We start from the raw sequence: 20,835 nt of genomic DNA, 5'->3' as shown, positions 1-20,835 counted from the left end.
TAAAGCAGCTGACAGCCTCTATGAGCGGCCATCCTGCGTTACGAACGTGGTGATACAACAATGCAGGTCGAAACCCGGCTACTCATCCGGCCTGCCATGTCGGGACAAATTTGAGCAGCAGCCAATACAACCAAAAATTCTGAATTGTTAAAAACCTTCGCCTGAAGAGTTACCTCGTGATCCACCCGAGGTGTTCTCAGCGGGATCCGGTCAGGGGGCATCTTGCATGAGTAAGCAAGGAGCCCGATCAGGAAAAAACCAGACAGGCCCATTCGCCTTCCAGGGTGACCTCTGGCTCGAGCAATCCCTGGTTGCGGTATGCAGCAACCACCTCGTCAACCTGGGACTCAAGAAGACCCGAAAGAACCAGACTTCCCCGGGGATGCATCCGTTTCACCAGGGAAGGGGCAAGGTGAATGAGCACAGGAGCGAGAATGTTGGCCATGATCAGGTCGAAATGCTGATCCTCTTTAACCGATTCAATGGACCCCACAAAGGCGGAAAATCCCTGATCGATGTGGTTGAGCCGTCGATTCTCCTGGATATTTTCCAGAGTCAGGACATCGAGATCGAATCCGAAACCGGTGAGTCCGATTTTGGCGCAGGCAATACTCAGGATGCCGGAACCGGTTCCTGCATCGAGGAAACGATCTTGTGGCCGCAACCTACCCGATGCATGAAGTCGAACAACCGCATCCAGACAGAGACTTGTGGTGGCATGATGGCCGGTACCAAAAGCCATCTGCGGATTGATGACGATGGGTTCCAGATCATCGTGTTCATCCTGGGCCCAGGGAGGCACGACCCGAAATCGTCCGGCCACCTCGATGGGGGTGAAAAATCGTTTCCAGGCACTGGCCCACTGCTCGTTCTTCAGTAAATCTGTTTCCGGCTGGATGGATGGCCATCTGGCTGTCAGCACCTGCAGCACATTGGTCGCATCCACAGGATTGTCGAAATAGAGTATGATGGTCTGCTCGCTGTCCGACTCGCCCCCGGCCTCCTGCCACCCGTACGGGCAGTAACGGGCCAAGAGAGGCGTGACTTGGTCAACGAGAATATCGGGCAGACTGAACCCGATCATATGCAGTTTGTTATCAGTTTCCACGGGCCTGGTATTTGGCGAGTTGTCGTTCGAGCCGCCGGCTGGTGGCCGTAAGCACGTAGCAGATGATGAAATAGAGCACCGCAATGGTGATGAAAATTTCTGTGGGCGCGATCAGCGTGCGGTTGTTCACCTGGGTGGCCGTACGGGTCAATTCGTTCACGCCGATGATGTACGCCAGCGATGTATCCTTGGTCAGGCTGACGAACTGGTTGACAAAGGAGGGGATCATGTTCCTGAGTGCCTGGGGCAAAATGATGTGCACCATGGTCTGGAAAGGGGAGAGACCGCTTCCCCGGGCTGCCTCGGTCTGTCCCTTGGGCAGGGCGAGCACTCCGGCCCGGACGATCTCGGCGATATAGGCGCCGGTAAAGACGATAAAGGCGATCAGGGCACTCCAGGTTTCTGGAAGCGTATGCCCAAAAGCAATGGGGGCCAGAAAATAGAACCAGAATATGAGCATCAGAAGCGGGGTTCCGCGGATGATCTCTACATAGACAACAGCCGGCCACTTGATCCATTTTTTTTTGGAAAGCCGCATCAGACCGAAGAGAAGTCCCAGCCAGAATGCCCCGAACACCCCCCCGATGGCCAGCAGGATGGACATGGCCATACCACCCAACGGGCCCTCAGGATAGGCTCCAATGAGAAAATAATCAAAATTATTCCAGACAATATCCCAGTGCAAGGCTGTTTCCTTTTGCTAAAAAATTTCTACTGGTAAACGAGGTGAAGAGTAAAAATGCATATAAGTAAAGGAAGTCGAAAAAGGTGAGAAGGGATGAGTTGCATGCGCGCATCCCGTATGCTTTTTTGCATACCCCCTCAACCCTCTTACATTTCTTGACGCTCTAAAATCTCTGAAATTTCAAATCAGTTAATACTGCATGGTGCGCAGAAAATGCTTGTCGTACACATTCATGCTCAAAGAGACCACCAGGGAAATCATGATGTACAAACAGGTGGAAATGGTGAAGGCCTCGAAACCATGAAAGGTATACGACTCGATCTGTCGAGCCATGTATGTCAGTTCGGCCACCCCAATAGTCATGACCAGAGAGGAATTCTTGATGATGTTCAGACATTGGGAAATGAGCGGAGGGACAATGATCCTGAAGGCCTGAGGCAGGATCACATACCCCATGGCCTGGAGAAAACTGAGACCAGAGGCTCGAGAGGCCTCCAGCTGGGTCTTGGGAATGGAGAATATCCCCGAACGGATCTCCTCGGCCACGAACGCTGATGAATACACGGTCAGGGAAATAACCCCGGCCATGAACTCGAAATCCCGGGCATAGAGCCATTCATTGACCGCCTGGGGAAGCACGGCCTCGGAACCGAAATACCAGAAAAAAATCTGCACCAGAAGCGGGGTATTCCGAAAAAATTCCGTATAGGCCATACTGATCCATTCCAGGGGTTTGACCTTGGAAAGGCGAAAAACAGCGATGATCGTTCCGAAAAGGATGGCCAGAACAATGGAGACCGCCGAGATCTCAAGGGTCGTGATGAAACCTTCCTTGAGCCACTGGGCGTACTCCCCGCTCAATACAAGATGCCAGTCGAATTGGTAGTTCAACGTTTCACTCGTTTCACTTCGTTGGGGTGGAGGAAAGATCCTGACCCCCGGACGATTGGCTGATCAATGTCCGGGGGCAGGAAAGGAGGATGTGCCAGTGGATCACCGGCACGAGGTGATAGAACTAGTACGGCCAGGTTTCCATCTTCCAGTTCAAAGGAAGATAGTAGTTGGTGTCCTTACCGAACCACTTCTTGTAAATCTTCAGATATTCCCCGGTATTCCAGAGATCGACCAAGGTCCGGTTGACCAGATCGCGAAAATCGGAATCATTCTCCGGGAGGCCCAGACCATAGGGTTCATCAGAGATGTACTCGCCAACAATGGCGTAATCTCCGGGATTGGGAGCGCTGTTCTTGAGACCGAGAAGGATGGTCGAGTCGGTGGTCACGGCAGCGACCTTGCCCTGGCGCAGGGCCAAAAAGGCCTGGGGATAGCCCTCAAAGGAGAGAACCTTGCATTCGGGCTGGGCTTCCTTGATGTTCTTTTCAGAGGTGGAACCCTTGGCGGTACCAACCTTTTTTCCGGCCAGATCGGCAACACTCTTGATGCCGCTGTCTTTCTTGACCAGAATCTTCTGACCGTCCATGAAATAGGTGATCGAAAAGTCGATGCTGTCTTCACGGGCAAACTTGTGGGTCATGGTGGCAGCGGACAAATCGACGGAACCCTGGGCCAGCATGGGGATGCGGGTTGCAGAGGTAACAGGCTTGAGTTTCAGGTCCACACCGAGCTGCTTGGCAATGGCCCGGCAGATATCGATATCAAAACCCACGAGCTGATTTGAATCGCCATCGATATAGCCAAACGGGATAACCGCATCCTTGACACCGGCGATCAATGCACCACGTTCCTTGATCTTTTCGATGTTTCCGGCATTGGCACTGGCCAGGAAAACACCGAGTACGAGCACGAGAGCCAAAACAAAGGTTTTTTTCCAATTGCTACCCATACGTTCCTCCGTATCTGTTGCTGGTTGGTATGACAAAAAGGTTTTTCAGCTAAAGAATCTCCTTTAAAAAGGCCTTGGTACGGTCGTGCTGGGGATTGGTGAAAAAGTGCTCCGGGGTTCCCTGTTCTATTATTTCGCCGCCATCCATGAAGATGACCCTGTCGGCGACCTCGCGGGCAAAACTCATTTCATGGGTCACACAGAGCATGGTCATGCCTTCCCGGGCCAAATCCTTCATGACGTTTAAGACCTCGTTGATCATTTCCGGATCGAGTGCCGAGGTCGGCTCGTCAAAGAGCATGACCTTGGGTTTCATGGCCAGGGCACGGGCAATGGCCACGCGCTGCTGCTGCCCCCCCGAAAGCTCGACAGGATATTTGTGGGCCTGATCGCTGATGCCCACCCGATCCAAGAGTTCCATACCCGTGGCCTCGGCCTCGACCTTGGAAACCCCCTTGACCTTGAGGGGAGCCAGAATGACGTTCTTCAAGACGGAAATATGCGGGTAGAGATTGAATTGCTGGAAAACGATCCCGATTTCGGACCGAAGATGGTTCAGGTTGACCGTTTTCCGGGTGATATCCTTACCCTCCATGAAAATGGAACCCTTATCGATCTCCTCGAGCCGGTTCACACATCTGACCATGGTGCTCTTGCCCGACCCGCTCGGACCGCAAATGACAAGCACATCGCCCTTTTCGACTTCCTCGTTGATATTCTTGAGGACATGAAAATCCCCATACCATTTGTGAACGTTGCGAAATTCTATCATTGCCATGTAAAGTACCTACTTGGTCGTTCAAAAAAGAAAAAAAGGGCCAACATCACCAGGAACTCTTCCAGCTACAAGGCAGGATTCCTAGGTAATAATGACGGTTTTGTCAAACAAACACAAACTTACATGCCTTTCTCCAGGGCCAGAGGCGAGACTTTGAGCTGCAGGCCGGGATTTTTACCCCTTTCAACCGTCAAAAAGACAATTTTGTCATATCGTTCTCTGTGTTTCCACGTTTTCATCTGCCTACGAGGATGCGAGTATCTGCTGCAGACGATTTAAAAATCTCTGCAATTCCTCGCGGGTAATCACAAGGGGCGGCAAAAGTCGAAGGACCCGGTCCTGGGTCAGGTTGAGGACAAATCCCTCTTCAAGGAGTTTCTCCCAGACCGAATGACCCGGAAAAGCAAGTTCGATGCCGATCATCAGACCCCGGCCCCGGATCTCTGTGATCTTCTCGGGCATGGCCTTTTGAAGGGCAGTGCATTCATCGAGCATCCACGCACCCAGTTCCCGAGCCCTTTCAACGAGCTGGTCGCGCTCCATGATCTCGAGAACCCGGGTGGCCACGGCCGCCACAAAGGCACCACCTCCAAAGGTGGTCCCATGGCTTCCCGGACCAAAGGCCTTGGCAACCTCCTGGGTGCAGAAGACCGCCCCCATGGGAAGCCCATTGGCCAGGGCCTTGGCAGCGGTAAAGATATCCGGTTTGATCCCGGCCTGTTCGTGGGCCCAAAAACGGCCGGTTCGCCCCATGCCGGACTGGATTTCATCCACAACAAGCAGGATATCCTCCTGGTCACACAAGGCTCTGAGCTGACGCAGATAGTCATCAGCAAGCGGTCTGATCCCGCCCTCTCCCTGGATGACCTCCACGATCACGGCAGCGGTCCTGGGAGTGATCGCCTTTTTGAGTGCAACAAGATCATCAAAGGGCACGGTCACAAATCCCGGAGGAAAGGGACCAAACCCCTGTTTGATCTTGTCCTGGCCTGTTGCCGTCAAGGTAGCCAGGGTCCTGCCGTGAAACGACCGCTCAAGGGAAATGATCTCGTAGGCCTCTCGCCCCCGAATTTCCTGCATGTATCGCCGCACCAGCTTGATAGCCCCCTCATTGGCCTCGGCGCCGGAGTTACAGAAAAAAACCCGGTCCATTCCGGTCAGCGGGAGAAGCTTTTCGGCCAGAATGACCTGCTCCTGCTGATAAAAAAGATTGCTCACATGAACCAGTTTCTCCGCCTGGGCGCGCATGACATCAACGATCTCAGGATGGCTGTGCCCCAGATTGCACACAGAGATCCCGGCCAGAAGATCAAGGTAACGCTTGTCGTTGAAATCGATCAGTGTTGTCCCTTTGGCTGACTTCACGGCCAGGGGATATCTCCCATAGGTCTGGCACATGACCCGGGCCTCACGCTCTTTAAGCTCTTCATAATCCATAATCAGTCTCCATCTTGGAATCATTTGCGCATCAGGTATGGGCACAAAAAAATACGAAACTCAAATGAAACGCCATATCTCAAGATGCCAGGCAAACTCGTCCTTACATCTTTGTTCAACAGTCGTTACATCTTCCCCGTATGTCCGAACCCCCCCTCTCCCCGGGCCGTTTCTCCCAATGTCTTGACGGGGAGGATACTGGCATGAAAAAAGGGTAAAAATACAAGCTGGGCAATCCGTTGCCCCTTGCTGACCCGCTGTTCGCTTGACGATGTATTCAGGAGAGAAACCTTGATCTCTCCACGATAATCCGGATCGATCACCCCAACACCCTGACTCACGGTCAATCCCTGTTTGGTTCCAAGGCCGCTTCGGGAAAACACGAAACCCGCAATACCCGGTCGGGTTATCTCTATGGCGATGCCCGCGGGAAAAAGATACCGCTGTCCCGGCGCGAGCACGACTTCGTCCTCATCCATGCACGCCCGGAGATCCACGCCTGAGGATACGTCCGTGGCATAGCCAAAATTATCCGGGCTGCACACAGCGGACAGAAATTTGACCCGAACGTCCAAACCGTTTGATGATGATTTTACTCTCACAACGACTCCTTGTCTTGGCAAAAGAGATTCTTCCATGTACACAGGGTGGACGAGAAACCGTTTGTGTTCATCCACACATCCCATGGACACACGCCCGCATCTGCTGCAATCGTCATAAAAGTAAAGTATTATCCGGGTAAACCCATATCTCGTCAACACCAAAATCCCAACCACGGCTCTTGGGTTGGGCCATCATCAGCACACCGCGCACAGCGGGGAGGACCTCGATGCACCCTTTGCAAAAATACAGCGTAATCCCGCGATTACCCCAGTCTCTCTCCTCCATGTGGGATCTGGCCTACAATTTTTTATTCAGCTGGAAAAATGAAATCCAGGAGTTTTTTGCCCAGATCGATCCGGATCTGTGGAGTCAGAGCCACCACAGTCCGGTCTGGTTTTTGAATCACATTCCCCAGGCCACCCTGGAGGAACTGGCCAAGGACACCTTTTTTTTGGAGCGGCTCAATGAATTGACCAGGATGCAGGAGCAATACAACAGCGACACATCCTCGAACATCCCCCTTACGTCCCCTGACAAGGGCCCGGTTGTGGCCTATTTCAGCGCGGAATACGGGGTGTCACTCTCCCTGCCCATCTATTCAGGGGGACTGGGCATCCTGGCCGGGGATCATCTCAAGTCGGCCAGCGATCTCAATATCCCTCTCGTGGCCGTGGGATTGTGTTACCAGCAGGGATATTTCAACCAGTACCTGACCCATGACGGCTGGCAGCAGGAACGTTATCCGTACAACGATTTCGACCAGATGGCCCTTTCACTGGTCCGGGATACAAACAACGCCCCCTTGTACATCGGACTGAACATGCAGGGCTTGGAACTCAAATTCCAGATCTGGCAGGCCCGAATCGGCCGGATATTTCTCTATCTTCTTGATACCAACGTCCCTGAAAACACACCTGAGTTCAAAAATATCACTGCCCAACTCTATGGCGGTGATCTGCAGATGCGCATCCGCCAGGAAATCCTTTTGGGCATTGGAGGCATCAAGGCCCTGCACGCCGTGGGTATGCATCCCAAGGTCATTCACATGAATGAAGGGCATTCAGCCTTTGCCGGGCTCGAACGGATCAGGATCTTCATGCACGAACACCATCTCTCTTTTGAGGCCGCATTGGAGCTGGTGGCCTCGAGCAGCGTGTTCACCACCCATACACCGGTCCCTGCAGGCAATGACCGTTTCCCTCCCCAGCTGATGCAGCAGTACTTTGAAGGATACGCCCGGGATCTTGGACTGGCCTTCAAGGTTTTCCTGGCCCTTGGGCGGGAGAATCCACGCGATGATACCGAAACCTTCTGCATGACCGTGCTCGCCCTCAAGCTCTCCAGATTCAGCAACGGAGTAAGCAAGCTGCACGGCAAGGTTTCCAGAACCATGTGGCAAAAGGTCTGGCCCCAATACCCGGTGGAAGACGTACCCATCAAATCCATCACCAACGGGATCCACATCCAGACCTGGATCGCCCCGGATATCGCCTATATCATGCGCCGGTACATGGGCAGCACCTGGCAGGACAATCCGCATACCGACAGGATCTGGTCCAAGACATTGACCATCCCGGACGCCGAACTCTGGAGAACCCACGAACGGCTCAGGGAACGGCTCGTGGATTTCGCCCGCAAACGCCTCAAGCAGCAGGTCATGGCCAGGGGCGGACGACGCATGGAGCTTCAAATTGCCGAGGAGGTCCTTGATCCCCAGGCGCTGACCATTGGATTCGCCCGACGCTTTGCCTCCTATAAACGCGCCTATCTGCTGCTTCGCGACAAGGAACGACTTCTCTCGCTGCTGGACAACACCAAGGCACCCATTCAGTTTGTCATCGCGGGTAAGGCCCATCCCCGGGACAACGAGGGCAAAAAGATCATCCAGCAACTGGTCCAGCTGTGCAAGGAAACCGAGTGCAGAGGACGGATCGTGTTCATCGAGAATTACGACATGGAAATAGCCAGCTATCTGGTCCAGGGATGCGATGTCTGGCTCAACACCCCGCGCCGACCTCTCGAGGCCTGTGGTACAAGCGGGATGAAGGCGATGATCAACGGCGCCCTGAACATGAGCACCCTGGATGGCTGGTGGTATGAGGCCTATCGTCCGGACAACAGCCTGGGATGGGCCATCGGCCAGGGGGAGGACTATACCGACACCGAATACCAGGATTTCGTGGAATCCCAGATCATGTTCAACATTCTGGAAAAGGATGTCGTGCCCCTCTTCTATGCCCGGGACAAAGGAAATCTTCCCCGGGAATGGATCCGGAGGATGAAGGCCCAGCTCGCATCCCTCGGGCCTGTATTCAATGGGCATCGCATGGTGGAAGAGTACGCACGCATGGCCTATATGCCGGCGTTCACCAATTACAGCCGGCTTACGGAAAATGATTTTGCCGCAGCCAAGGATCTCTCGACCTGGCGCATGGACCTGATGACCAAATGGTCCAATCTGCAGATCAGAAACGTCCAGTCGACGAGCGACCTCGAGCTCTATGTTGACGAACAGATCGAGGTCACCGCTGAAATCCAGATCAACGGGCTGCGCACCGAGGACATCCAGGTGGAGATCTACGCGGGCCCCCTTGACCACGAGGGCCATTTTACGGCACGGAAAACAACTCCCATGCGACCCGCCGAATCCCTGAACGACGGCTGGCAGCTCTACCGGGGCACGGTAGCCCCCCTGCACTCTGGAAAATTCGGCTATACGGTCCGTATCCTGCCTTCGCACCCATTGCTGCTTGACCCGCATTCCCTGGGGCTCATCCAATGGGCATAGTCAGGAATCCGGGGGGAGTCACGCGGGCAGCTTTTTTCCGGCAGAAAGGTTCGCAGGGCAAAACCTCCCCCGCCACCAGGGCCTTTGGGCCGTAGATCATACATCCTTAATTCACGGCATTCTTTTCTCTCCATGGCCCGTAAAAAATTGCGCGCAGACAACCTCCTGGTCGAGCAGGGACTTGCACCGGATCAGGGCGCAGCCATGCGGCTGATCATGGCCGGACAGGTGCTCAGGGTACTTCAAAACGGAGAAAAGCTACCTGTTGTCAAACCCGGGGAACCCTTTCCTGCGGATACCCGCATGGAAAAAAAAGGGGAATCCCGGTTTGTCAGCCGGGGCGGATACAAACTGCTCACAGCGCTGGAGCGTTTCTCCCTGGATCTCGGTGGAGCTGTGGCCCTGGATGCGGGCGCCTCCACCGGCGGGTTCACAGATTGCCTGCTGCAGCACGGAGCCTCCAGGGTCTATGCCGTTGATGTCGGGTATGGGCAGCTTGACTGGAAACTTCGTCAGGACCCCAGGGTTGTCGTTATGGAGCGGGTCAATCTGCGAACCGCACCTGCTGATCTCATCCCCGAACCGGTGGATCTCGTGGTCATTGACTGCTCATTTATCTCCCTGAAACTGATTCTGCCGCCCTGCCTGCAGTTTTTACGACCAGGAGGAGAGATCATCGCCCTGGTCAAACCGCAGTTCGAGGTCCAGGCCGGCCAGACAGACCATGGGGTGGTCGCTTCCCGCCAGACCCAGGAACGCGTTGTGGCCTCGATCACGGAATTTGCGGCCTCCCAGCTCGGCCTCATCCCCCTGGGATCCATCCCGGCGATGATCAAGGGCCCCAAGGGCAATCAGGAATATCTCGTCCACTTCAAACACCCACGTATATAACCTCGATGGATACTACTTCTTTTCTCACCGATGAACGCAGGCAGCGTATTGAAACAGTCCTTTCCAAACGTCAGAAGGACCTCACCCTGGTCATCAATAACGTTCACGATCCCCACAACGTGGCCGCCATCCTGCGAAGCTGCGACGCCTTCGGGGTGTACGGGGTTCATCTCTATTATACCAAGGAACGGTTTCCAGCCGTTGGCAAACGTTCCTCGGCCTCGGCCCGCAAATGGATCACCCGAACCAGACACCAGGATGCCGAAGCCATGATCGCCGGGTTTCGGGAAAAGGGGTACCAATGTCTGGGTACCGGATTCGGACCTGCAGCCAAACCGGTACACGAATGGGATTTCACCCAACCCACAGCCATTGTCCTTGGCAACGAACATCGGGGCATGGACCAGGACATCAAGATGCATGTGCCCGGCGAAATCTACATCCCCATGGTCGGCATGGTCCAGAGCCTGAACGTTTCCGTGGCCGCGGCCATCATCCTCTACGAGGCCTGGCGACAGCGGGAAGCAGCCGGCATGTTTGACCAACCCTCTTTTTCCACCGACGAACTCCAACAATTACGGACCGAATGGGCCAGTAAATAAACCTGGGAAATCAAGCATGAGCGGAAACAGCTTTGGAACCATCTTTCGGGTGACCACCTTTGGCGAGTCCCACGGGCCCGGCCTTGGCGGTGTGGTTGACGGATGCCCGGCCGGCATCGAGCTTGACGAGGCGATCATCCAAGAAGCCCTTGATCGCCGCAAACCCGGTCAGGGATACGGTGCAACGGCCCGCAAGGAGGATGACCGGATTGCCCTGCTCTCCGGGGTGTTCGAGGGAAAAACAACCGGAACCTCCATCGGTTTTTTCATAGCCAACACGGATCAGCGTTCCAGGGACTACTCGCAAATCAAGGAAATCTTCCGTCCCGGCCACGGGGACTATACCTACGAGGCCAAGTACGGAGTCAGGGACTACCGGGGCGGCGGACGATCCTCGGGCCGGGAAACAGTCTCCCGGGTTGCTGCCGGGGCTGTCGCCGAGCAGATCCTGGCCCGGGAATCCATCCGGGTCATGGCCTATACCGTGGAGCTGGGTGGTATTGTGGCCCCGAACCTGATTCCGGAAGACATGCAGTCGCGTCCCTTTTTTGCGGCCGACCCTGACATCATTGACGCCTGGAAGGATCGCATCGATACCGTCAGACAGCAGGGAGATACCCTGGGCGGGGTGGTTGCCATTCGGGCCCAGGGCGTTCCGGCCGGCCTGGGCGAACCGGTTTTTGACAAACTCGACGCCCGCCTGGCCCAGGCCTTGATGAGCGTGGGTGCGGTCAAGGGCGTGTCCATTGGCTCGGGTTTTGAGGCCTCCCGGCGTCTGGGAAGCGAGAACAACGATCCTCTCTCCCCCCAGGGATTTCTTTCCAATAATGCGGGCGGCATTCTGGCCGGGATATCCAGCGGACAGGATATCGTTGTTCAGGCAGCCATCAAACCCATCCCGTCCATTGCCAAAAAGCAGCAGACCATTGACCGCAAAGGCAACGAGCAAACCATTGCCATTGGCGGCCGCCATGACATCTGCGCCATTCCCCGGGTGGTTCCCGTTCTCAGGGCCATGGCTGCCATGACCCTTGCGGACATGCTTCTCATGCACAGAGCCAGGAGATGACATGGATCTGTTTGTCCTCAAAAAACTGGTCTCCCGCCTTTTCTTTCCCATCCCCCTGTGTCTGGAACTTCTGTTCCTTGGGATCTTTCTCCAGCTGATCACCCGGGCAAAAAAAACAGCCGCCCTGTGCATGATCACCGGAACCGGGCTGCTGCTGCTGTTTAGTCTTCAGGGGCCGTCCTGTCTGCTGCTGCGACCTTTGGAAACCATGTATCCCCCGGCCTTTGCAGAACTCTCTGAGGAGGAAGAGCTCCCGCGGATCGACTGGATCGTGGTACTCGGGGGAGGAACCATCCCCACAAAACACCGTCCCTCCAACTCCCGGCTGGCAGAGAACTCCCTCTCCCGCGTTGTCGAAGGGGTCAGACTCTCCCGGCTCTTTCCAGAGGCCCGCATGGTCTTCACCGGAGTTGGCAGCCCCGGTGATTTTGACTCCACTGCAGAGATCATGGCCCGAACCGCCATGGATTTCGGCGTGGACGAATCCAGAATAACCCTTGTGGGCCAGGCCAAGGATACTCCGGACGAGGCCCGCATGTGCGCGGGAATCATCCCAAAGAACGGTCACATGATCCTGGTCACGTCGGCTTCCCATCTCCACCGAGCCCTGCGCTTGTTCATCAAGCAGGGACTTTCTCCTGTTCCCGCGCCAGCCGGATACCTGTGCAAGACATCCTCCGGGATTTCCTATCAGGATTTCCTCCCCTCAGCTGACAATCTGCTCCGATCCGAACGGGCCATCTACGAGTACATGGGCCTTGCCTGGGCCTCTTTTCGCGGTCTTATCTGACCGGCCGTCTCAGCACATCCATCGACCAGAGTTTGTATGCAGTGTGCAGCCGCTAGATGCGATCTGCACGGTTTGGGATTTGTCTTTGTCCTTTAAACGTCGTATGCATCCGTCTTCTTCGAACCAATCAAGGAGCAACCATGTTTCTTACCGATCTCAAAGACCAACGCTGGAAAGTGACCATAGACGAAAACGAAAATGTCTATTTTTATGTCCAGGATATGATAGGGCGTGAACCCAAGGTGGAAATTCCGGCCAGCGAACTGGCTGACTTCTATTCCCTGGAACCCGAGGCCAAGCAGAACTTCCAGCAGGCCCTGGGGCGCCGGATAGGACTACCTTTCTGGCCGTTGTTCGTGGATCGGATCATCGAACCCGAAGAGCAGCTGGCCAGAAAACTCGGTCTGTTCGGACGGATCGAAAAGGAAGACATCCTGCCCGACGACCATTTCGAGCTCATCGTGCCCCTGCCCAAGGAAGAGGCCCTTGCGCGCCATCCCGCCCTTGTCCCGGACGAAACAGCCTGCAGGGAACACGAAACCTTTGCGGCCATGGAAAAAGAGACCATCCGATCCTGTGCCATCTGCGCCCTGTACTGCCCTATTTTCAAAGAGGACGAATACAAGACCACTGTCCATCTGACCAAGGCCCAGCTGGAGATCGAATCCTGCGTGGTCTGCCACAGCCCGGCCGTGGCCGTGGGTGCCTTCCAGGCGGAAGAGGGCGATGGCGAAAAGATCATTCTCCACGGTCTGTGCAAACGGTGTAAGCCCAAAGGACCATGTACCCCGGAAGACCTTGAAAAAATCGGGCAGGCCATTACCTCCCTCAAGCAGGAAGGACGCATCCAGCAGGTCGAATCTCTCTTTCAGCCCGACGAATAGTCCCTCACTCTTTCGTACGAAATCAAAAAGCCGGTCTGCATTGCAGACCGGCTTTTTGATGGAACAAAAAAAATTCTATGCGGCCAAGCCGCAGTTTTAGGTTTTAAGCTTTAAGTTCAAGCTGTTATAAAATTTTCTTGTTTTTTATGGCAGACTTACACGCGTAAGGTACTAAAAGATGGTAAGCATGCCCGGCCAGAAAATCAGAATAGCCAGACAAACCAGATAACACGGCAAAAACATTGCCACTCCCTTGAACACATCGGAGAGGGGCACGTCCCTGGCCATGGCCGAAACAATGAAGGTATTCACCCCGACAGGAGGCGTGATCGCCCCCATGGTCGTGACCACGGTGACCACCACGGAAAACCACAAAGGGTCATACCCCAGGGATTCGGCGACCGGGAAAAAAATGGGGATGGTGATGATAAGCAGGGCCAAAGCGTCCATGATCGCCCCGCCCAGGATGTATAAAAGGCAGATAAGCCCCAAAATGACCAGAGGAGGAAAGGCCAGCTCGGCCACCTGCGAGGCAAGGGTAAAGGGAATCCGGGTCACGGCCAGAAACCGGCCAAAGATGACCGCTCCCAGAACAATAGTCATGATCATGCAGGAGATGGTCAGGGTATCCTTGATCGATTTGACAAGCCGCTCCCAGGTCAGATTCCCGCCGACCAGGCTGACCACAAGGGCCAAGGCGGCACCGGCGGCTCCAGCCTCGGAGGGGGTGAACAATCCGGCAAGAAGCCCGCCCATGACCAGAGCGAACAGGACGACCATCTCCAAAGACCCTCGCAGGGAACGGATCTTTTCCCCCCATCCGGTTTTCGGACCGGCAGGCCCGAGGCCCGGATGTTTTTTGCAGACCATGACGATGCGGATGAGAAAAAATGCCACGAGCAAAAGCCCGGGAATCAAAGCGGCCCAGAAAAGCGCGGCAATGGATTGGCCGGTCTGCAAGCCGATGACAATGAGTACGATACTTGGAGGAATGACCGCCCCCAGGGTCGAGGCAGCGGCCACGGCACCTGTACTCAGGATGGGATCATACCCGTATTTCTTCATCTGGGGCAGGGCCACGGAACTCATGGTCGCTGCGGTGGCCGTGTTCGAGCCCGAGATGGCCGCAAACCCGGCGCAGGCGAGTACCGTGGCCATGGCCACGCCGCCGCGTACCGGTCCCATCCACGCATAGGCGGTCCGGTACAGGCGTTCATTGAGACCCGAATAAAAGCAGATCTGTCCCATGAGGATGAACAGGGGAATGACAGTGAGTCCGTAGGAGGAAAACACCTTCCAGGTCTCGTCCCCGATCATCCCCAGAGCGGCCGGCATATCCAGGACGGCCCAGAAGCCGCAGAAGCCGACAATTCCCATGGCAAAGCCCACAGGAATACGCAGCAGGAAAATCATGGCCAACAGGATGCCGATTCCCATAAGCCCGAGCATGGTCAGACTCACGACGAGCCCTCCTCTTTCTTATTGCAACCAATCAGAATCGTTTCCATGAGTATCTGAATCACCAGGGCAATGAGTCCCAGAAAGATCACCAGGATAAAGGGATAGTAGATGATATGCAGGGTCTCGGAAACCTCTTCGAATTCACGGATGGAAAAGGCCAGATTCCAGGTCTGCCAGGCAATCAATCCGAAAAAAATCAGGCACGCAAACGATGTCGTCACGTCGAGAATCTTGCGCATCCACCGGGGAAAGCGGTCTTGAAAAATGGTAATCACGATATGCCCCTTGCCCGCCTGGGTCCCGGCCAGGGCGAGTCCGGCGACCATGGCCCCGAGAAACCCCATCAGCTCAAAGGTCCCCTTGATAGGGTAGCCGAAAAAACGAAAGACCATGTTCGAGCAGGCCAGGACGACCATGCCCATGAGGCACAGTCCGGCCAGGCAGAACAGAAACCGGTTGATCAGATCGATATATCCCTGCACTCGTTTCATTTTCTTTATTGTCGGATTGAGGGTGTGATCGCCTGATTCTCTGTGTACAAAGGGGCATTATGAGAATGCCCCTTTGTACACAGAGAATCAGGCGAAAAACAGACACGCCTGCCTCGATTGAAACATGCCGTTGTTCTGCGCACTCGCTGGTATTTATTTCTGATACGTAGCCTTGAGCCGATAGAGATCGGCAAGAACGGCTTCCCCGTCCACACCCTTTTCTGCCGCCCGGGTCTTCCACTCGTCGATCAGGGGGACAAGCTGTTGGTGCATGGCTTCGTGCTGTTTCTCATCAAGGGTGATGGTCGTGAGCCCGTAGGTCTTTTCGGACCAGGCCAGGGAGTCGAGGACATGCTGATCCATATATTCCCCTGTCCATGCCGATTGCTCCCGGGCCAGGTCGTCCATGACCTTTTTGACCGTATCGGGGAGGCTGTCAAAGGCTCGCTGGTTCATGACCACGGCAAAGGGATAGACCTGAAATTCCGTGCGTGTCACATAGGGACAGTATTCTGCAAAGTTCATGTCCTTCATCACCTCAAGGGACGACATCAGCCCCTTGACCAACCCTTTCTGCAAGGCCTCCGGGGTCTCGGGCATGGGCATGGATACCGGGATGGCCCCGAGACGATCGAGAACCCGCGAGGCCATGCCCGAAGCGCGCAGTTCCAGTCCCTTGAGATCCGCGGCCGTGTTGACGGGAACCTTGCTCATGATGTTCGTGGGCGCGGTAGTGAACATGGCCAGGACCTTGACCTTGGCAAACTCTTTTGGCCTATGCATCTGGTAGAGATCGTAAAGGACCCTCGAAGCCACGGCCGAGGATGCAAACCCCACGGGGAGTTCGGTGACCGTGGTCATGGGAAAGACCCCCGGCTGGTAGGACATGCACAGGCATCCGATGTCGGCCTGTCCCTTCATGACCCCCCTGAGCATGTTCTTGGCCCCGAGCAATGTCCCGCCCGGATAGGTCTGGATGGCCACCTGCCCGTTGGTGCGTTTTTCCACCTCTTCTTTCCACCGCTCCATCTGGACGCAGGGGAAGGTGGAAGCCGGTGGAAAATTGGCATAGCGCAAGGTGACCGGCCCAGCATGGACTGCTGACACGCCAGGCAATCCGAAAACCAGAAAACACACGACAAGCGAACCAATGATGCGGAACATAACCCCTCCATGTCTTGTGCGTCGTAACAGCCGCGTTCCGTCGGAAGCATAAAAAAGGGCCGCCGGAATGCTCTTCCTGCGGCCCTTGTGACGGCGATAAGTGATAGTGATTAGACCATGCCGTATACTCGACCACAGGACGCATGCCACCACCACCAGGAATTGGAGGCAACGAGAGCGTGGATATCGGTGGCCGAGTATGAAATCATAGCACATGCCTATAGCCGGACGCAGGAATCCATGTCAACCGATAAAAATTTTCTGAACCCGACACGTCTGGATCCATGTCCCCTCATTGCTGATTCCGCACTTTTTTTGATCTTCACGTTATTGATCATTTTTCCAGGCATAATATTCGCTAGGATGGATACCATACCTGGCGATATTGCCCTCATGGAGATAATTGAGATTTTCTTGAATCATTTTAACGAAAATTTCTTTATCCCCAACAGGGACCCTGCCATCTGCCAAATCAAAAATGACTACACTGTTTGGTTTAAGTTTGTTTTTCACAATACTACGGGTAACCTTTGTTATTTCATCCCGGTATGTCAAACGCTCTCGCCTAGACAGCCGTAATTCATGCTTCTGAGCTTTATAGTGATTACAAGATCGCTCATACGACCAAAAATAGATATCGCGGAGTAAATCAACTCTGTTATTCTCGTATATGCCCATTATTCCCTGTATATACAAATCCTTGGGAACGTCCAAAAAAGACAGGGGACTAAGGTCCGCTTTAATGAGCGGGATATTTGCCGCAAGCCGTGAAGTTCTTTTATTAACATCTGTGAACGGCTGAAGATATGGCAAGTGGACCATTAGAAAGAATGACTGCTCAATCGGATCTTTAATGTGTATCCCTTTCTCTAAAATTTCTTCAAAAATTTCCTGTATGACCTGCGGAATAGAAGGCGGCTGATACACACTTTTGCCTATTTCGATGATTTTATTTCGCAGACGTCCTTCATCTCCTGGATCGCCCATAAGATCACGGGACAAAATCCCATGCAAATTAAGGAGGTCAATTCTGCCAACCTCGAGGCTCTCCTTATTCTCTATCATATATGAAATCGCGTCACGGTGATTGAGAATCATGGTGGCTTCTTCAGCGCCCTTGCCCTCTGCCATTTCCCCCAATTCCAAAAGCCGCTTTGTGTCGAGCAGGGAATAGGTATTTCCTTCGAGCCGAGAAGATGCAAAGGATAGATCGATCAGCAAGCGCTGATAGATCCTACGTAGAAACGTTACTCCTGAAGCGCCTGCATCTTCAAATGGCTCACCCATCCACTTCAGGGCAGCGCGCGCCTTTTCAGGCAAATAGAATGTCTCGTTGGGGGTATACGCCCCGATGAAATCCCGATTGTATCCCACCGGCATTCGCTGTTCTTTGGGCCGAGATACCAGTCGAATCGTCTCGCGGGCCTCTGCACTCAGAGGAATAGACCAATTCATGAAATCTTGAGCCGGTTCATCTCGTGTATCCTTCTGAGACACGGAATAGAGATAGTGTCTCTTGGTACCTTTTCGAAGGATACGACCGTTTTTTTCGAGCTCTGCAAGGGCCCTGAAAATTGTCCGGTCCGATGCCTTTTCCTCAAACTCTTTGGATAGTTCTGCAAATTTTACATTTTTATTTCGTTTGGCCAGATACTCCAACAGGCTGTTCTGTAATTTTTTCTGTAAGGCCATTTTTGCCTCCACCGTTAACCTTGTCATTTAAAAACTCATCGTGTGACAATTTTTTATAATCGATTTTAAATAATTATACAAGTTTTGTCATTCAGACTGGCAGACCAATTTGTTAGTTAAAATGCTCTGAGAAAAAATCCAGGGGCAGCTGCAAAATACACAATGGGGGTCTTACAAAAAATTAAAGCACAACTTGTTGATATTACATTATTTTTGGCAGTTTCTGAGTGATTAACCCTGAAGGTCGAGTTCGTAAAGATACAAAAAATTTGACCACAGAAACCAATCATCCTGAATACAACGAAAAGCTATATGTCTGGAGCCAAGAAAAAACCCTCCGAAAAAAAATGTGAGGAGGGTGTTTTCTTGGCTCCTTGATGTTTCGTGTGGGCAATCAGAAAAGAATCTGATGAAGGTGGACGACAATCTCCCTGACACAGGGGGGATTTTGATGATCCCCTCTGATTTCTTTCGAAAAGATAACAGCATACGGCTTTTGATGGCGGCAGCATTTCTTGAGCCTTTTTGGGCCGCCCTGTGGTCGGTTACGCGTATCCGACACCAGCAGCCGCCTTTCTACCCGGGTGGTCACAAAATTTATGCATTTTTGTCTTGACGACTGAAGATTGATGTTTATTTCTCTTTGTAATCAAAAAAAGGAGGTGCATTATGGTTATAGATTTTAGCACGTACTATGACTTACCCGCACAGATTGACAGGATTTTCGAAGAAATGCGCAAACCTCTCTATTTTACCCAACGCAGAGTGTCTTACCCTCCAGTAAACATCAGCGAGGATGAGTCCAACATTTATGTATCTGCGGAAATCCCCGGTGTAGAGATCGGCGACATCGATCTTACTCTTACAGATGGAAGTCTCGTCATTAAAGGAGAAAGAACTTCCGAGTCGGGGAAATACTTCCGCCAGGAACGAGCTACGGGTAATTTTCAACGCATCATCACCCTGAACGTCCCGGTCAATCCTGACAAAGTTGCCGCCACCATGAAAAACGGGGTTCTCAGTATTGTTCTGGCCAAGACGGAAGAGGCCCAGCCTAAAAAAATCGACATCACGGTATCGTAAAGGGAGGCTATCATGACCAAAGACATTGCCAAACAAGACACTCTCCCTCGGTTCAATCCTGATTCGGACATCCTTGAACGCGAAGACGGGTTCCATATATTCATGGATCTTCCCGGTGTTGCCAAAGAGGATCTGGTCATCGATCTCAAGGAAAACGAGTTGGAGATTTCCGGCAAGGCTGAATATTCTGTCAAGGAAACAGCCAAGGATGTGCATATCGAATTCGGCAGCGGCACCTACGTCCGTCGGTTCACCATCTCCGATGCTGTTGACGCCGAAAAAATCAAGGCAACCATGAAAAACGGGGTGCTAGAACTCTACCTTCCCAAGGCGGAAAAGGCCAAACCCAAAAAAATCGAAATCCACGCCGAATAACCAAAAAGGGCCGGTCAATGACCGGCCCTTTTTGGTTATTTTATCGTCCATCTTCGGGAAGCGTCATCTCCCCGCACAAATTTTTGCCCATCATCTTTTTGACCGCGTCCGAACCATACCCCTGCCCAAACAGATAGATGAGCTTGGTCAGAGCGGCCTCGGCGGTCAGGTCAAAACCGCTCACCAGTCCGGCTTTGCCAAGGGCATATCCGGTTGCATATCCCTGCTGATCCACCACGCCCTTCAGACATTGGGTACAATTGACAATGACCATTCCCCGGGCAACAGCATTCTCAAGAGCGCGCATAAACGGCCGGTTCTCGCTCGGCCCATTGCCCATGCCGTAGGTCTGAATGACCAGCCCCTGCAGGCGAGCCTCGAGCATGGCAGTGATCATGTTGATGGAAATACCCGGAAAAAGACGCAGGGCCCCCACGCTGGTATCCGTTAAGGTCCCGGAAAGTTCCGGCAGCAGCGAGGTGGACGCATGGACAAGATCACGATTGATCCGGATGCGAATCCCAACAGTACCCAGGGGAGGAAAATTGGGAGAATCAAAGGCCTGAAGCCCTGAGCCGTTCACCTTCACGGCCCGGCACCCCCGGAGCAGTCGATTTCCAAAATACAGGCAGACCTCGGGCACAGGATGTTGCCCGATGATCATCATGGCGGTGATCAGATTATCCCGGCCGTCGCTTCGTACTTCGCACAGAGGAATCTGGGACCCGGTCAATATGACCGGCTTGTCGATCCCGTTGAGCATAAAGGCCAGGGCCGAGGCGCTGTAAGCCATGGTATCCGTGCCATGCAGGACAATGAACCCGTCATAGTCCGTATAGTGGTCCAGAATATCCCGGGCAATGAGCAGCCAATGCTCGGGACCCATGTTCGAGGAATCCAGAAGGGGATCATACTCGTGGATGGCATAGGCAGGCATGGACGGATCCTTGAGCTCGGGAAAACCTGCCAGCAGGGACTCCAGATGCCCCGGTGCCGGGGCATACCCTTCATCGGTTCGGCGCATGCCGATGGTCCCGCCGGTATAGACGATATATACCCGTTTCATGGAATTTCCTTGTTGCCGCCTCGTG

At 53.7% G+C, this 20,835-nt stretch carries 20 protein-coding genes; 8 read left to right on the top strand and 12 right to left on the bottom strand.

Annotation, left to right across the window (positions count from 1 at the left end; genetic code table 11):
- Positions 1 to 247: 247 nt before the first annotated feature.
- The 7 genes from ACTVJH_RS06570 to dut all read right to left on the bottom strand — a co-directional run bounded on the left by ACTVJH_RS06570 (position 248) and on the right by dut (position 6,453).
- Positions 248 to 1,108 (bottom strand): 50S ribosomal protein L11 methyltransferase, encoded by an 861-nt coding sequence (locus tag ACTVJH_RS06570; protein ID WP_455988700.1) that lies wholly within the window; start codon positions 1,106 to 1,108, stop codon positions 248 to 250.
- Complete coding sequence (locus ACTVJH_RS06565) at positions 1,098 to 1,793, bottom strand: amino acid ABC transporter permease (protein ID WP_455988698.1); 696 nt, start codon at positions 1,791 to 1,793, stop codon at positions 1,098 to 1,100. The genes ACTVJH_RS06570 and ACTVJH_RS06565 overlap by 11 nt, the downstream gene beginning before the upstream one ends.
- 189 nt (positions 1,794 to 1,982) lie before the next feature.
- Complete coding sequence (locus ACTVJH_RS06560) at positions 1,983 to 2,684, bottom strand: amino acid ABC transporter permease (protein WP_455988696.1); 702 nt, start codon at positions 2,682 to 2,684, stop codon at positions 1,983 to 1,985.
- 124 nt (positions 2,685 to 2,808) lie between these two features.
- Positions 2,809 to 3,636, bottom strand: a complete 828-nt coding sequence (locus ACTVJH_RS06555; protein WP_455988694.1) for an ABC transporter substrate-binding protein — start codon at positions 3,634 to 3,636, stop codon at positions 2,809 to 2,811.
- Between the two features lie 49 nt (positions 3,637 to 3,685).
- Complete coding sequence (locus tag ACTVJH_RS06550) at positions 3,686 to 4,414, bottom strand: amino acid ABC transporter ATP-binding protein (RefSeq protein WP_455988692.1); 729 nt, start codon at positions 4,412 to 4,414, stop codon at positions 3,686 to 3,688.
- Between the two features lie 243 nt (positions 4,415 to 4,657).
- Positions 4,658 to 5,851, bottom strand: a complete 1,194-nt coding sequence (locus ACTVJH_RS06545; protein ID WP_455988690.1) for an acetylornithine/succinylornithine family transaminase — start codon at positions 5,849 to 5,851, stop codon at positions 4,658 to 4,660.
- A 125-nt stretch (positions 5,852 to 5,976) separates the two neighbouring features.
- Positions 5,977 to 6,453 (bottom strand): dUTP diphosphatase, encoded by a 477-nt coding sequence (gene dut, locus ACTVJH_RS06540; protein ID WP_455988688.1) that lies wholly within the window; start codon positions 6,451 to 6,453, stop codon positions 5,977 to 5,979.
- 227 nt (positions 6,454 to 6,680) lie between these two features.
- Here dut and glgP point away from each other — a divergent pair, with 227 nt between their 5' ends.
- The 6 genes from glgP (at position 6,681) to ACTVJH_RS06510 (ending at position 13,478) form a co-directional block, all read left to right on the top strand.
- A complete protein-coding gene (gene glgP, locus ACTVJH_RS06535) occupies positions 6,681 to 9,242 on the top strand; it encodes an alpha-glucan family phosphorylase (RefSeq protein WP_455988686.1) in 2,562 nt (853 codons plus the stop codon).
- Positions 9,243 to 9,374: 132 nt separating this feature from the next.
- Positions 9,375 to 10,133 carry a TlyA family RNA methyltransferase gene (locus ACTVJH_RS06530; RefSeq protein ID WP_455988684.1) on the top strand — a complete coding sequence of 253 codons (759 nt, stop codon included), beginning with the start codon at positions 9,375 to 9,377 and terminating at the stop codon, positions 10,131 to 10,133.
- Between the two features lie 5 nt (positions 10,134 to 10,138).
- Positions 10,139 to 10,735, top strand: coding sequence for a TrmH family RNA methyltransferase (locus ACTVJH_RS06525; protein ID WP_455988682.1), 597 nt, complete (start codon positions 10,139 to 10,141; stop codon positions 10,733 to 10,735).
- A 16-nt stretch (positions 10,736 to 10,751) separates the two neighbouring features.
- Entirely contained in the window at positions 10,752 to 11,804 is a 1,053-nt protein-coding gene (gene aroC, locus ACTVJH_RS06520; RefSeq protein ID WP_455988680.1) for a chorismate synthase, read from the top strand.
- 1 nt (position 11,805) lies between these two features.
- The gene (locus ACTVJH_RS06515; protein ID WP_455988678.1) at positions 11,806 to 12,594 is read left to right on the top strand and encodes an ElyC/SanA/YdcF family protein; all 789 of its coding nucleotides are present in this window, start codon (positions 11,806 to 11,808) and stop codon (positions 12,592 to 12,594) included.
- Between the two features lie 140 nt (positions 12,595 to 12,734).
- A complete protein-coding gene (locus ACTVJH_RS06510; protein WP_455988676.1) occupies positions 12,735 to 13,478 on the top strand; it encodes a hypothetical protein in 744 nt (247 codons plus the stop codon).
- Between the two features lie 171 nt (positions 13,479 to 13,649).
- On the opposite strand, the gene ACTVJH_RS06505 is transcribed toward ACTVJH_RS06510, so the two are convergent.
- From ACTVJH_RS06505 to ACTVJH_RS06490, 4 genes are all read right to left on the bottom strand, one after another.
- Entirely contained in the window at positions 13,650 to 14,939 is a 1,290-nt protein-coding gene (locus ACTVJH_RS06505) for a TRAP transporter large permease (protein WP_455988674.1), read from the bottom strand.
- Positions 14,936 to 15,430, bottom strand: coding sequence for a TRAP transporter small permease (locus ACTVJH_RS06500; protein ID WP_455988672.1), 495 nt, complete (start codon positions 15,428 to 15,430; stop codon positions 14,936 to 14,938). The genes ACTVJH_RS06505 and ACTVJH_RS06500 overlap by 4 nt, the downstream gene beginning before the upstream one ends.
- Positions 15,431 to 15,583: 153 nt before the next feature.
- A complete protein-coding gene (locus ACTVJH_RS06495; protein WP_455988670.1) occupies positions 15,584 to 16,594 on the bottom strand; it encodes a TRAP transporter substrate-binding protein in 1,011 nt (336 codons plus the stop codon).
- Between the two features lie 327 nt (positions 16,595 to 16,921).
- Positions 16,922 to 18,286: a Fic family protein gene (locus tag ACTVJH_RS06490; protein WP_455988668.1), complete on the bottom strand. Its 1,365-nt coding sequence runs from the start codon at positions 18,284 to 18,286 to the stop codon at positions 16,922 to 16,924.
- A gap of 669 nt (positions 18,287 to 18,955) precedes the next feature.
- Between ACTVJH_RS06490 and ACTVJH_RS06485 the strand changes: the two genes are divergently transcribed.
- Complete coding sequence (locus tag ACTVJH_RS06485) at positions 18,956 to 19,369, top strand: Hsp20/alpha crystallin family protein (protein ID WP_455988666.1); 414 nt, start codon at positions 18,956 to 18,958, stop codon at positions 19,367 to 19,369.
- Positions 19,370 to 19,381: 12 nt separating this feature from the next.
- Positions 19,382 to 19,744, top strand: a complete 363-nt coding sequence (locus ACTVJH_RS06480) for an Hsp20/alpha crystallin family protein (RefSeq protein WP_455988664.1) — start codon at positions 19,382 to 19,384, stop codon at positions 19,742 to 19,744.
- Positions 19,745 to 19,784: 40 nt separating this feature from the next.
- Here the strand turns inward: ACTVJH_RS06480 and ansA are convergent, their stop codons facing one another.
- Positions 19,785 to 20,810, bottom strand: a complete 1,026-nt coding sequence (gene ansA / locus ACTVJH_RS06475) for an asparaginase (protein ID WP_455988662.1) — start codon at positions 20,808 to 20,810, stop codon at positions 19,785 to 19,787.
- Positions 20,811 to 20,835: the final 25 nt, after the last annotated feature.

This window comes from Desulfoplanes sp. PS50 (assembly GCF_053851535.1).
The sequence above is the reverse complement of the archived record's forward strand: the minus strand, read 5'-3'. Positions and strand labels throughout refer to the sequence as shown.